The 15,401-nt window shown below is 65.7% G+C and carries 3 protein-coding genes; all 3 read left to right on the plus strand.

From position 1 onward, the window contains the following. Nucleotides 1–21 precede the first annotated feature (21 nt). Nucleotides 22–7,692 (plus strand): non-ribosomal peptide synthetase, encoded by a 7,671-nt coding sequence (locus DUGA2_RS31180; protein WP_229214820.1) that lies wholly within the window; start codon nucleotides 22–24, stop codon nucleotides 7,690–7,692. Nucleotides 7,693–7,859: 167 nt separating this feature from the next. Further along, nucleotides 7,860–10,010, plus strand: coding sequence for an aminodeoxychorismate synthase component I (gene pabB, locus DUGA2_RS31185; protein ID WP_070273193.1), 2,151 nt, complete (start codon nucleotides 7,860–7,862; stop codon nucleotides 10,008–10,010). A gap of 125 nt (nucleotides 10,011–10,135) precedes the next feature. Next, nucleotides 10,136–15,401: non-ribosomal peptide synthetase (locus DUGA2_RS31190; RefSeq protein WP_070273194.1), on the plus strand; the 5,266-nt coding region annotated here is incomplete at its 3' end.

Below are 15,401 nucleotides of genomic sequence, written 5' to 3' on the forward strand. Positions count from 1 at the left end.
ATGAATGACTTAGAGAGTGATATGAGCAAAACAGCCGTCGAGAATGCATTGCCGATTGAACGTGATGTATATCTGTCCCCCGCCTCGTTTGCGCAGCAGCGGATGTGGTTCCTGGATCAATTTGAAGCGGGCGGCGCGGCCTACCATCTGCCGGTTTGCGCCCGCCTGGAGGGCAAGCTCGATGTCGCGGCGCTGTCGGCAACCCTCGACGAGATCGTGCGCCGGCACGATACGCTGCGCACCACCTTCGAAATGCATGGACAGGAGTTGATGCAGGTGGTGGCCGATGAAGGCGCGATCGCGCTGGAATCGGTCGATCTGTTCGACATGCCGGAGGCCGGGCGCCGTGCGGCGGCATTGGATCTGATCGCCAAGGAGGCGCGCAGGCCGTTCTCGCTGCAGCACGGACCCTTGGTGCGGGCGCGGTTGTTGTGCCTGGGCGAGACCGAGCACATCGTCGTGCTGACATTGCATCATATTATTTCCGATGGTTGGTCGATGGGCGTGCTGATGTCGGAGATCGGCGCGCTGTACAGCGCGTACGCGCAGGGTTTGCCGTCACCGCTGCCGGAGCTGCCGATACAGTATGCCGATTACGCCGACTGGCAGGCCGACTGGTTGAGCGGCGATACCTTGACGCGGCAAGTGAATTATTGGCGTACCTTGCTGGACGGCGCTCCGACGCTGCTGCAATTGCCGACGGACCGGCCGCGCCCCACGCATCAGACGCAGCGTGGGGCGGCGCTGCCGTTTGTGCTGACGGTCGATACCACGGCCGCGTTGTCGGAGCTCAGCCGCCAGGGCCGCTGCACTTTGTTCATGACGCTGACGGCGGCCTTCAATGTGCTGCTGTCGCGCTACGCGGGCCAGGACGACATCTGCATCGGCACGCCGGTCGCCAACCGCCGGCGGGTCGAGACTGAGGGACTGATCGGTCTGTTCGTTAACACTTTGGTGCTGCGCACGGAAGTGGATCACGGCGCGAGCTTCCTGCAGCTGCTTGATCGGGTGCGCGGCACTACGCTGGATGCTTACGCTCACCAGGATTTGCCATTTGAACGGCTGGTCGAGGCGCTGAGGCCTGAGCGTCATACCAGCCATTCGGTGCTGTTCCAGGTGATGTTGATTTTGCAGAATACACCGAGCAATACGATCGCACTGCCAGGGTTGACTATGCAGGGCATGGCGGTCGAACGTGTCAGTTCCAAGTTCGATTTGACGCTGAATCTGAGCGAGACCGCACTTGGCCTGCGTGGCGCATTTGAATACAACACGGATCTGTTCGACGCATCGACCATCGAACGCATGGCGGGGCACTTCGCCCGCTTGCTGGAGGCGATCGTGGCCGATCCGCAGCGACGTATCCAGGATCTGGACATGCTGGACGACGCCGAGCGCGGCCAGCTGCTGGTGGAGTGGAACGACACGGCGCGCGACTACGGGGCGGCGTCGATGATGCCGGCGCTGTTCGAGGAACGCGCGGCGGCCTCGCCGGATCGCGTGGCGCTTGTGCATGAAGGCGAGCAGTTGACGTATGGCGAGTTGAATGTGAGGGCCAACCGCCTGGCGCATCACCTGCGCACGCTGGGCGTGGGCCCGGACGTGCTGGTGGGCCTGTGCGTGGAGCGCTCGCTGGAGATGATGGTGGGCCTGCTGGCCATCCTGAAGGCCGGCGGTGCGTACGTGCCGCTGGACCCGGCCTATCCGGCCGACCGCCTGGCCTACATGTTGGAAGACGCTGCGCCGGTGGTGCTGCTGACCCAGCAACGCCTGTTGGCATCCGTGCCGACCGGCGGCTTGCCGGTGTTCTGCCTGGACGCCGACGCGGCCTCGCTGACGGGCTACGACGCCACCAATCCGTCCGAGCTGACGACGGGCGGCAACCTGGCCTACGTGATCTACACATCCGGCTCGACCGGCAAACCGAAAGGCGTGGCGCTCAACCGCGCCAACCTGGCCAACTTCCTGCACAGCATGGGAGAAGCGCCGGGCATGAACAGCGACGACGTGCTGGTGGCTGTCACCTCGCTGTCGTTCGACATCGCCGCGCTGGAGCTGTTCCTGCCGCTGGCGAACGGCGCGCGCGTTGTGCTGGCCGGCCGCGAGACGGCGTCCAACCCGCAGCAACTGAGCGAATTGCTGGTGCGCTCAGGCGCGACGATGATGCAGGCCACGCCGTCGAGCTGGCGCATGCTGGTGGACCATGGCTGGCCGCAGGAACTGCAACTAAAGGTGCTGTGCGGCGGCGAAGCGCTGCCAGTGGGGCTGATGCGCGCTGTGCTCGGCCATGTCGACGCGATCTGGAACCTGTACGGCCCGACCGAAACGACGATCTGGTCGACGCTGCGGCGCGTGAGCGCGCTCGATGGCGCGCCGGTGATCGGCAAGCCGATCGCCAACACGCAGGTCTACATCCTCGACGCGGGCCTGAACCCCGTGCCGGCGGGCGTGGCCGGCGAGCTGCATATCGCCGGCGAAGGCCTGGCACGCGGCTACCTGCACCGTGGCGACCTGACGGCGGACAAATTCGTGCCGAACCCGTTCGGCGCTGCGGGCAGCCGCATGTACAAGTCGGGCGACCTGGCGCGCTACCTGGAAGATGGCAGCATCGAGTACCTGGGCCGGATCGACAATCAGGTCAAGCTGCGCGGCTTCCGCATCGAACTTGGCGAGATCGAGTCCGCCTTGGCGGGACTGGAGGCGGTGCGCGACGCACTGGTGCTGGCGCGCGAGGACGTGGCGGGCGACAAGCGGCTGGTGGCGTATCTGGTCGCGCACGACGACGCAGAACTGCCGGATCCCGCCGGACTGCGCGCTGCCTTGCTGGCGTCGCTACCCGAATACATGGTGCCGGCCCACTTCATGGTGCTGGAGCAGATGCCGCTGACGCCGAACGGCAAAGTGGATCGCAAAGCCTTGCCCGCGCCGGACATGGCGCGCAGCGAGGAGGGCTACGTGGCGCCACGTACGGCGGCCGAGGAGATCATGGCCGGCATCTGGGCCGGTGTGCTCCGGCTCGACAAAGTGGGCGTGCACGACAACTTCTTCGCACTGGGCGGCCATTCGCTGCTGGCGACGCAGCTGGTGTCGCAAATCCGTGGCGCATTCGAAATCGAACTGCCGCTGCGCGCGGTGTTCGAAGCGCCGACGGTCGCCGGCCTGCTGGCGCGTATGGAATCGGCCCAACGTGGCCTGACCGCGACAGCCTTGGCGCCGGTCGAGCGCAAAGAGGGCATGCCGCTATCGTTCGCGCAGCAGCGGCTGTGGTTCCTCGACCAGTTCGAGCCGGGCAGCGCGTTCTACAATATTCCGGCGGCGGTCCGCCTGAACGGACAGCTCGACGCGACGGCGCTGCAGCGCGCGCTGAACGAGATCGTGCGCCGCCACGAAGCCTTGCGTACCAGCTTTGCCAGCGTTGACGGCACGCCGGTGCAGGTGATCGCACCGGAATTGCAACTGGCGTTGGAGACGACCGATCTGTCGGACCTGCCGCATGCGGAGCGCGATGCCAAGGCGCAGTGGCTGGTACAGGACGAGGCGCAGACAGCGTTCGACCTGGCCACCGGCCCACTGATCCGCGCGCGCCTGCTGCGCATGAGCGACTCGGAGCACATCGTTCTGCTGACGATGCACCACATTGTCTCGGATGGCTGGTCCATCGGCGTTCTGGTGAACGAGGTGGCCGCGCTGTACGGCGCCTACGTGCAGCAGCAGCCATCGCCGCTGCCGGAACTACCGATCCAGTACGCCGACTTCGCACACTGGCAGCGCCAGTGGCTCAGCGGCGACGTGCTGCAACAGCAACTCGATTACTGGCAAGGCCACCTGACAGGCGCACCGGCTTTGTTGACCCTGCCGACAGACCGTCCGCGTCCTGCCCATCAAAGCCATCGCGGCGCGACTCAGCCGCTCGTGCTGTCGGCCACCACCACGGCGGCCCTCAATGCGCTGAGCCGCCAGAAGCAAAGCACGCTGTTCATGACGCTGACGGCAGCCTTCAATGTGCTGCTGTCGCGTTACGCCGGACAGGACGACATCTGCATCGGCACGCCGATCGCCAACCGCAACCGCGCCGAGACGGAAGGGCTGATCGGCTTCTTCGTCAACACACTGGTGCTGCGCACCCAAGTCGATCATGGCGCCAGCTTCCTGCAATTGCTCGACCAGGTACGCGCCAACACGCTGGACGCGTACGCGCACCAGGACGTGCCGTTCGAGCAGCTGGTCGATGTACTCAAGCCTGAGCGCCACACCAGCCATTCGCCGCTGTTCCAGGTGATGCTGGCGTTACAGAACGCGCCGATGGACGCGCTCACGCTGCCGGGGCTGACCCTGCAAGCCATGGGCGGCGAGGGCGTACAGGCCAAGTTCGACCTGACGTTCACGTTCACGGAGGACTCCGGACGCCTGAACGGCAGCATCAGCTACAACACCGATCTGTTCGAGCCGTCGACGATGGCGCGCATGGCGGCGCATTTCACCCGGCTGGTGGAGGCCATCGTGGCCAACCCTGAGCGCCGCATCCAGGATCTGGACATGCTGGACGACGCCGAACGCCACCAACTGCTGGTGGAATGGAACGACACGGCGCGCGACTATCGCTCGGTGTCGATGATGCCGGCGCTGTTCGAGGAACGCGCGGCGGCCTCGCCGGATCGCGTGGCGCTGGAGTATGAAGGCCAGCAGTTGACGTATGGCGAGCTGAATGCGCGAGCCAACCGCCTGGCGCATCACCTGCGCTCGTTGGGCGTGGGCCCGGACGTGCTGGTGGGCCTGTGCGTGGAGCGCTCGCTGGAAATGATGGTGGGCCTGCTGGCCATCCTGAAAGCCGGCGGCGCCTATGTGCCGCTGGACCCGGCTTATCCTGCCGACCGCCTGGCCTATATGCTGGAGGATGCTGCGCCGGTGGTGCTGCTGACCCAGCAACGCCTGCTGGCATCCGTGCCGACCGGCGGCGTGCCGGTGTTTTGCCTGGACGGCGACGCGGCATCCTTGGATGCCTGCGACGCCACCAATCCGGTCGCCGTCGCACTGCCGCACCATCTGGCCTACGTGATCTACACATCCGGCTCGACCGGCAAACCGAAAGGTGTGGCGCTCAACCGCGCCAACCTGGCCAACTTCCTGCACAGCATGGGCGAAGCGCCGGGCATGAGCAGCGACGATGTGCTGGTCGCTGTCACTTCGCTGTCGTTCGACATCGCCGCGCTGGAGCTGTTCCTGCCGCTGGCGAACGGCGCGCGCGTGGTGCTGGCCGGCCGCGAGACGGCGTCCAATCCGCAGCAACTGAGCGAATTGCTGGTGCGCTCAGGCGCGACGATGATGCAGGCCACGCCGTCGAGCTGGCGCATGCTGGTCGACCATGGCTGGCCAAAGGAACTGCAACTGAAGGTGCTGTGCGGCGGAGAAGCGCTGCCGGTGGGCCTGATGCGCGATGTGCTCGGCCATGTCGACGCGATCTGGAACCTGTACGGACCGACCGAAACGACCATCTGGTCGACGCTGCGGCGCGTAAGCGCGCTCGATGGCGCGCCGGTGATCGGCAAGCCGATTGCCAACACGCAGGTCTACATCCTCGACGCGGGCCTGAACCCCGTGCCGGCGGGCGTGGCCGGCGAGCTGCATATCGCCGGCGAAGGCCTGGCACGCGGCTACCTGCACCGTGGCGACCTGACGGCGGACAAATTCGTGCCGAACCCGTTCGGCGCTGCGGGCAGCCGCATGTACAAGTCGGGCGACCTGGCGCGCTACCTGGAAGATGGCAGCATCGAGTACCTGGGCCGGATCGACAATCAGGTCAAGCTGCGCGGCTTCCGCATCGAACTTGGCGAGATCGAGTCCGCCTTGGCGGGACTGGAGGCGGTGCGCGACGCACTGGTGCTGGCGCGCGAGGACGTGGCGGGAGACAAGCGGCTGGTGGCGTATCTGGTCGCGCACGACGACGCAGAACTGCCGGATCCCACCGGACTGCGCGCTGCCTTGCTGGCGTCGCTGCCGGAGTACATGGTGCCGGCCCACTTCATGGTGCTGGAGCAGATGCCGCTGACGCCGAACGGCAAAGTGGATCGCAAAGCCTTGCCCGCGCCGGACATGGCGCGCAGCGAGGAGGGCTACGTGGCGCCACGTACGGCGGCCGAAGAGATCATGGCCGGCATCTGGGCCGGTCTGCTCCGGCTCGACAAAGTGGGCGTGCACGACAACTTCTTCGCGCTGGGCGGCCATTCGCTGCTGGCGACGCAGCTGGTATCGCAGATCCGTGGCGCATTCGAAATCGAACTGCCGCTGCGCGCGGTGTTCGAGGCGCCGACGGTCGCCGGCCTGCTGGCGCGCATGGCATCGATGCAGTACGGGTTGCGCGCCGCGCCGCTGGTTGCCGCCGACCGCAGTCAGCCACTGCCCTTGTCATTCCAACAGCAGCGTCTGTGGTTTGTCCATGAATTCATGGAAGGGCAAAAGACCAGCTACAACATGCCGATCGCCTTGCGTCTGCGAGGCAAGCTCTCGACCGAAGCCCTGCGGGCGGCATTTATGCGCCTGATCGATCGTCACGAGAGTCTCAGAACCACCTTCGACATGGAAATCGCGTTTGGCGAGCCGCGTCAGCATGTCGGCGCAGCTGGCGTGTTAGATATTCCTGTGCACGTGGTCACGCCTGGAGAGGCTGCTGTACTGCAGGCGGGGCACGCGCGCCATGTATTCGATTTGCGTACCGGACCTTTGCTCAAGGCCAGTCTGCTGCAGCTTGAGGTTGAGCATCATATTTTGCTGATCAACCTGCATCACATCATCTCGGACGGCTGGTCGCATTCCATCATGAGTCGCGACCTGAAGCATTTCTATCAGGCCCATCTTGGCGGCCAGCCGGCCGCTCTGCCGGCCATGCCGATCCAGTACGCGGACTATGCGGCCTGGCAGCGCTCGCAGGACCTGTCGGCGGATTATGCATATTGGAAATCCGTGCTCGATGGTTACGACGACGCACTGCCGTTGCCCTACGACAGGCCGAGACCGCCGCAGCGCGTGTGGCGCGCCGGCCAGCTGCGCCATCGCTACCCGGAGGAACTCAGCCAGCAAATCGCTGCGTTGAGCCAAGCCCAGCATGCGACCCTCTTCATGACGCTGCTGTCGGCATTCGCGATCGTGCTCTATCAATATACCGGACGGACCGACCTGTGCATCGGCACCACGACGGCGGGGCGCGACCGTTCCGAGCTGGAGGGCGTGATCGGATTCTTCATCAATATTTTGCCGTTGCGTCTGGATTTGTCGGGCGATCCCGGCGTCGCCGAGTTGCTGCAGCGTGTGAAGGTCGTGTCGCTGGCCGCGTTCGAGCATCAGGCTCTGCCGTTCGAGCAATTGCTGGAGGCGCTGGGCCGGCCGCGCGACGAGAGCCGCATTCCGCTGGTGCCGATCATGTTGCGGCATCAGAATTTCCCGCCTGCCGAGATCGATGGCTGGTCCGACGAGCTGACCGTCGAGCCGGTTGTCAACGGCAGCCGCATGGCCGTCAGCGAATTGGATCTCCAGTTCTTCGGCGACGGCGCCAGCCTCGAAGTACGGATCGACTACGCGGCCGAGCTGTTCGACCACGACACGGTGGCGCGCATGATGGAATACCACCAGCAAATTCTTGAGATGCTGGCGGCGGGAGACGCCGAGCCGCCGGCGGATGAGCGTGCAACTGTGGCGTGAAGACACAAACACATTACAAGAAAGACAAACTATATAGACAATGACAATATTATCTTGATACCATGTTGCAAAGTTTACAGTAATTTGTGACTCATATCGCCGCTGCGGCAGCGAATTGCGGGATGGTTGCTAGCTCACACTGATTGAAGGCAATAAAGAAGACATTTATGCGTACCCTCATCATAGATAACTACGATTCGTTCACCTACAATTTGTTCCACATGATCGCTGAAGCCAACGGGGAAGCGCCGGTGGTGATCATGAACGACGAGGCGAACTGGTCGATTGACCACCTCCGTTATTTCGACAATGTCGTCATTTCACCCGGGCCTGGCCATCCCTCCCGGCCGCAGGATTTCGGCATTTGCACCGAAGTCATCGCGCGCGCCACGATCCCGGTACTGGGCGTTTGCCTGGGATTCCAGGGCATGGGGCTGGACGAGGGCGCGAGCGTCGGGCTGGCGCCGGAACCGCGCCACGGCCGGATTTCCGTGGTGACGCACAGCGGGCAGGATATCTTCCAGGACGTGCCGTCGCCGTTTTCAGTGGTGCGCTACCATTCGCTGGCGGTGACAGGCCTGCCGCCACAGCTGGAGGCCATCGGCGCCTCCGAGGACGGCGTGCTGATGGCGATGCGCCACCGGCACCGGCCGCTGTGGGGCGTACAGTTTCATCCCGAATCGATTTGCAGCAATTACGGGACGCAGATCGTCGCCAATTTCGCCTCGCTCACGCGCGCCTGGCAAGCGGACGGCCGTTGCGCCCCGGCCTCGGACGACGCGCCGGACTATCTGCGCCAGGCGCAGCGTTTCGGGCGTGCGCCGGAGCGGGCCGCCGGCGACTTGCCGCGCACCAGGCTGCAGATCGCCATGCGCCATTTGCCGCTGGCGCCGTCCAGCGAGCTGGCGTTCGACGCCTTGTATGGCGGGGCGCTGCACGCCTACTGGCTCGACAGCAGCCTGCACACCGGGCCCAATGGCCGCTTCTCCTTCATGGGCGACGCCAGCGGACCGCTGGCGCGCATCGCCCAGGCGGATGTGGCGCAGGGCACCGTCACGGTGCGCAGCGCGATCGGCACCCAGGTGGTGCGCAGCGGCTTCTTCGACTGGTTGCGCGCCGATCTGGCCGGGTTCGCGGTGGAGCCCGTCGCGGTGCCGTTCTCGTTCTCGCTGGGCTGGGTGGGTTACCTGGGCTATGAACTGAAGGCCGAATGCTATGCCGATGCGGCCCACGTGTCCGAGTACCCGGATGCGTCGATGCTGTTCTCGGACCGCGCGGTCGGCTTTGACCACCTGGACGGCTCGGCCTATCTGCTGGCCCTGGTCGACCCCGAGGCGCCGGAGCAGGCCGCGCAGTGGATCGAGCAGACCGCCGCCAGGCTGGAGGGCTTGCTGGGCCATCGCCAGCCGGAGCCGTCGCCGGCCGAGACGCCCCGGGTGACGCAGCCGCTGACCTTGCGCAGCGACCGCGACGAGTATCTGGAGCTGGTGGCGCGCAGCAAGCAAGCCATCGTCGCCGGCGAAAGCTATGAAATCTGCCTGACCAATATGATCTCGGTGGGCGCCGACGTCGCGCCGTGGTCGACCTACCGTGTCCTGCGCAGGAACAACCCGGCGCCGTTTGCCGCGTATCTGCGCTTCGACGAGCTCAGCGTACTGAGCGGATCGCCGGAACGCTTCCTCAGCATCTCGGACGACGGCGTGATCGAATCGAAGCCGATCAAGGGCACCCGTCCGCGCGCCGACGATGCGGCCGACGACCGCGCGCTGCGCGAGCATCTGCGCAACAGCGAGAAAGACCGGGCGGAGAACCTGATGATCGTCGATCTGATCCGCAACGACCTGGGTACCTGCGCCGAGACCGGCTCGGTGACGGTGCCGAAATTGTTCGATATCGAAAGCTATGCCACGGTGCACCAGATGGTCAGCACCGTCCGTGCCACCTTGCGCCAGGACGTGACGGCGGTCGATTGCGTGCGCGCGGCCTTCCCGGGCGGGTCGATGACGGGCGCGCCCAAGATCCGCACCATGCAGATCCTCGATCAGTTCGAAGGCCAGGCGCGTGGCATCTATTCCGGGTCGCTGGGCTATTTCTCGCTGAACGGCGCGGTCGACCTGAACATCGTCATTCGCAGCCTGGTGCTCACTCCCGGCCAGGTGCGCTACGGCGTCGGCGGCGCCATCACCGCGCTGTCGGACGCCGCCGACGAGTTCGAGGAAACCGCCGTCAAGGCGACCTCGCTGCTGCGGATCTTCGACCTGCCGTTCCCCGGCCGCGCCCAGCCGGAGATCCGGCCGGCCGCGGAGGAATCGGCCTGACCGCCGCCGCCGCGGCCAGCGCCGCCTGAACCACTCCACCCAGACCTTCACGCCAAGCCGAGGGATGCCCGCCAAGCATCCCCGCCTGGCTGTTTTTGCCTGTAGCGATAGTAGAACGGACCGTCATGAAATTATCCAGCATCACCCGTGTCAATCCGCGTGAGCAGCAGCTCTTTGCCAAATGGAACAACACGACCGTTGCCAGAGCGCGTGACACGGTGGTTCGCCTGTTCGAGCGGCAGGCGGCGACGACGCCAGAACGGGACGCTTGCCATGACGATCGCGGCGCGCTGAGCTACGCGCAGCTCAATGCGCGGGCCAACCAGCTGGCGCATCGTCTGCGCGCGCTGGGTGTGCAGACGGAAACCAGGGTGGCTTTGCTGTCCGAGCGCTCGGGCGAATTCCTGGTCGGGCTGCTCGGCATCCTCAAGGCCGGGGCCTGCGTGGTGCCGCTGGATCCGAACTACCCGGCCGGCTACCTGTCCCACATCACGGACGACGCACAGCCGCAATGGCTGGTGTGCTCGCCGGCGCAGGCGGCATTGGCCCAACGCTTCGCGGTGGCTGCGCTGTGCCTCGACGATCCGACCCTGGCCGCGCAGAGCGACGCCGATCCCGCCTGGGAGGTCGCGCCCGAACAGCTGTCGCACCTGATGTATACCTCCGGCTCCACCGGCCGCCCCAAAGGGGTGATGGTGCCGCATTGGCAGCTGATCAACTGGCTGCTGGCCCTGTGGGACCGCATGCCCTTCGGGCCGGACGAAATGGTGGCCCAGAAAACGTCGATCGCCTTCGCGGTGTCGGTCAAGGAATTGCTGGCCGGCCTGCTGTGCGGCGTGCCGTTGGTGTTTGTGAACGACGACGCGGCCAAGGACATGCCGGCCTTCGCGGCGGTGCTGGAGCGCTGGCAGGTCACGCGCGTGAACCTGGTGCCTTCGCATCTGCAGGCGCTGCTGGCCAGCCTGGGCGACAACGCGCAAGCACTGCGGGCGCTCAAATACTGCACCACGGCCGGCGAGCCGTTGACGGACACCGTGCGCCGCGAGATGCACGCGACGCTGCCCTGGGTTCAGCTGTGGAACAACTTCGGTTGCACCGAATTGAACGACGTGACCTACAGCGCCTGCGTACCGGCAGCCGACGGCCCGGCGCAGGAAGTGTTCGCCCCCATCGGCAAGCCGATCGCCAACACCCGCGTGTATGTGCTGGACCAGGCGCTGGCGCAGGTGCCTGTCGGTGTGGCGGGCGAGTTGTGCGTCGACAGCATCGGTATCGCGCGCGGCTACTGGCGCAAGCCGGACCTGACCGCCGAACGCTTCGTTCCCCATCCGTTTTCCGATCGGCCGGGCGCGCGCTTGTACCGCACGGGCGATCTGGTGCGCTATCTGGCGGACGGCAGCCTGGAGTACCTGGGGCGCGAAGATTTCGAGATCAAGCTGCGCGGCCATCGTATCGATGTGCGCCAGGTTGAACAGGCGCTGCGCGAGGATGACGCGGTGCTGCAGGCGGTGGTGGCCGGCTGGCCGCAGCCGGGGCCGGCCAGCCAGCTGCTGGCCTATGTGGTTATGCGCGACGGACTGTCGCTGCAGCCCGAGGCACTGCGGGACCGGCTGGGCGAGCGGCTGCCGCAATTCATGGTTCCCGGCCTGTTCGTCGCGCTGGACGCCTTGCCGCGCCTGCCCAACGGCAAGCTGGATCGCAAGAGCCTGCCGGCGCCCGACGCCATCGGGGCGCCGGCCGAAGCCCAGGCCGAGCCGGTGACGCCGACCGAAGTGGCATTGCACGCGATCTGGCTGGAACTGCTGGCCGTGCCGGCAAGCCGGCTCGGGGTGCATAGCAACTTCTTCGCGGTGGGGGGGCATTCGCTGTTGGCGACGCGGGTCATCTCGAAAGTGCACAGCGTGTTCGGCGTGGAGATGCCGCTGCGGGCCATGTTCAATCACCCCACCGTGGCCGACATGGCGAAGTGGATAGACGAGGCTTTGCTGGCCGGCGCGGCGCCGGTGGCCCCGGCGATCACGCCCGCCGACCGCAGCGCGTCGCTGCCGCTGTCGTTCGCCCAGCAGCGGCTCTGGTTCCTGGACCAGTATCAGCCGGGCAGCGCGTTCTACAACGTTCCCGTGCTGGTACGCCTGACCGGTGAGCTGAACCTGGCCGCGCTGCAGCAAACCATGGATCGCATCGTCGCTCGCCATGAATCGCTGCGCACCGCCTTTGCGCAGGAGGACGGCCAGCCGGTCCAGCGCATTGCCGCGGTGGCCGAGCTGCCGATCGCCGTTACCGACCTGAGCGGCCTGCCGCCGCTGGAGCGCGAGGCCAGCGCGCTGGCGTTGGCACGCGCCGCGCTACGCGTGCCCTACACCTTGTCGAGCGCACCCCTGATACGGGTGGCCTTGTTCCGCATCGATGGCGGTCAGCACCTCTGCGCGTTCTCGATGCACCACATCGTATCGGATGGATGGTCGATGGGTATACTTGTCGACGAGGTCGCTCAGCTCTACAGCGCCTTCGTTGCCGGCCGGCCCGATCCGCTGCCGCCTTTGCCGATTCAATACGCCGACTTCGTGCAGTGGCAACGCCAATGGCTCAGCGGTGATCTCTTGCAGCAGCGCTTGTCCTACTGGCAGGAGCAATTGGGCGGCGCGCCGGCCTTGCTGACGTTGCCGACGGACCGTCCACGCCCGCTTTATCAAAGCAACCGCGGCGCATCGCTGCGGGTCAGCTTGTCCGGCGAGCTGGTCGCAGGCCTCCAGGCGCTGGCCCGGAATGGCCAGAGCACGCTGTTCATGGCGCTGACGGCGGCCTTCAACGTGTTGCTGTCGCGCTACGCCGGACAGGACGATATCTGCATCGGTACGCCGATCGCCAACCGCAATCGGCTGGAGACCGAGAAGCTGATCGGCTTCTTCGCCAATACGCTGGTGCTGCGGACCCGGGTGGATTCCGGCGAACGTTTCACGCAGCTGCTGCAGCAGGTGCGCGGCACCACATTGGACGCTTACGCGCATCAGGATGTGCCGTTCGAACAGCTGGTGGAGGTACTCAAGCCTGAGCGCCATACCAGCCATTCGCCGCTGTTCCAGGTGATGCTGATGCTGCAGAACGTGCCGCAGCAAGCGGTGTCCCTGCACGGTTTGACCATGCAGGAAGTGGTGACGGAGCATGCAACCGCCAAATTCGATCTGACACTGAATTTGAGCGAGACCGAGCGCGGTTTGCAGGGTGTATTCGAATACAACACTGATCTGTTCGACGCATCGACCATCGAACGCATGGCGGGGCACTTCACCCGCTTGCTGGAGGCGATCGTGGCCAACCCTGAGCGCCGCATCCAGGATCTGGATATGCTGGACGACGCCGAACGCCACCAACTGCTGGTGGAGTGGAACGACACTGCGCGCGACTACCGGTCGGCATCGCTGATGCCAGCGCTGTTCGAGGAACGCGCTGCGGCCTCGCCGGATCGCGTGGCGCTGGAGTATGACAATGTATCGCTGACGTATGGCGAGCTGAATGCGCGGGCCAACCGTCTGGCGCATCACCTGCGCACGCTGGGCGTGGGCCCGGACGTGCTGGTGGGCCTGTGCGTGGAGCGCTCGTTGGAGATGATTGTGGGCCTGCTGGCCATCCTGAAGGCCGGCGGCGCATACGTGCCGCTGGACCCGGCCTATCCGGCCGATCGCCTGGCCTACATGCTGGAAGATGCTGCGCCGGTAGTGCTGCTGACCCAACAACGCCTGCTGGCTTCCGTGCCGACCGGCGGTGTGCCGGTGTTCTGCCTTGATGCCGACGCGGCATCGCTGGCGGGCTGCGACGCCACCAATCCGTCCGAGCTGACGACGGGCGGCAACCTGGCCTACGTGATCTACACATCCGGCTCGACCGGAAAACCGAAAGGCGTGGCGCTCAACCGCGCCAACCTGGCCAACTTCCTGCACAGCATGGGAGAGGCGCCGGGCATGAACAGCGAGGACGTGCTGGTCGCTGTCACATCGCTGTCGTTCGACATCGCCGCGCTGGAGCTGTTCCTGCCGTTGGCGAACGGCGCGCGCGTGGTGCTGGCCGGCCGCGAGACGGCGTCCAACCCGCAACAACTGAGCGAATTGCTGGTGCGCTCAGGCGCGACGATGATGCAGGCCACGCCGTCGAGCTGGCGCATGCTGGTCGATCATGGCTGGCCACAGGAACTGCAACTGAAGGTGCTGTGCGGCGGCGAAGCGCTGCCGGTGGGCCTGATGCGCGATGTGCTCGGCCATGTCGACGCGATCTGGAACCTGTACGGCCCGACCGAAACGACGATCTGGTCGACGCTGCGGCGAGTGAGCGCGCTCGATGGCGCGCCGGTGATCGGCAAGCCGATCGCCAACACGCAGGTCTACATCCTCGACGCGGGTCTGAACCCCGTGCCGGCGGGCGTGGCCGGCGAGCTGCATATCGCCGGCGAAGGCCTGGCACGAGGCTATCTGCACCGTGGCGACCTGACGGCGGACAAATTCATCCCGAACCCGTTCGGCGCGGCCGGTTCTCGCATGTATAAATCCGGCGATCTGGCTCGCTACCTGCATGACGGAAGCATCGAGTACCTGGGCCGGATCGACAATCAGGTCAAGCTGCGCGGCTTCCGCATCGAACTTGGCGAGATCGAGTCCGCCTTGGCGGGACTGGAGGCGGTGCGCGACGCACTGGTGCTGGCGCGCGAGGACGTGGCGGGAGACAAGCGGCTGGTGGCGTATCTGGTCGCGCACGACGACGCAGAACTGCCGGATCCCGCCGGACTGCGAGCTGCCTTGCTGGCGTCGCTACCCGAATACATGGTACCGGCCCACTTCATGGTACTGGAACAGATGCCACTGACGCCGAACGGCAAAGTGGATCGCAAAGCCTTGCCGGCGCCAGACATGGCGCGTAGCGAGGAGGGCTACGTCGCACCGCGCACGGCGGCCGAAGAGATCATGGCCGGTATCTGGGCCGGCGTGCTCCGGCTCGACAAAGTGGGCGTGCACGACAACTTCTTCGCGCTGGGCGGCCATTCGCTGCTGGCGACGCAGCTGGTGTCGCAGATCCGTGGCGCATTCGAAATCGAACTGCCGCTACGTGCCGTGTTCGAAGCGCCGACGGTCGCCGGCCTGCTGGCGCGCATGGAATCGTCCCAACGTGGCCTGACCGCGACAGCCTTGGCGCCGGTCGAGCGCAAAGAGGGCATGCCGCTATCGTTCGCGCAGCAGCGCCTGTGGTTCCTCGACCAGTTTGAGCCGGGAAGCGCTTTCTACAATATTCCGGCGGCGGTCCGCCTGAACGGACAGCTCGACGTGACGGCGTTGCAGAGCGCGCTGAACGAGATCGTGCGCCGCCACGAAGCCCTGCGCACGCGCTTTGCCAGCGTTGACGGCA

The sequence above is a fragment of the Duganella sp. HH101 genome (assembly GCF_001758795.1).
In the GTDB taxonomy this organism is placed as follows: Bacteria; Pseudomonadota; Gammaproteobacteria; order Burkholderiales; family Burkholderiaceae_D; genus Rugamonas; species Rugamonas rivuli.

Coding starts and splice junctions, on each gene's coding strand:
- DUGA2_RS31180 (WP_229214820.1), top strand. CDS start 22: ATGAGCAAAACAGCCGTCGAGAATGCATTGCCGATTGAACGTGATGTA.
- pabB (WP_070273193.1), top strand. CDS start 7,860: ATGCGTACCCTCATCATAGATAACTACGATTCGTTCACCTACAATTTG.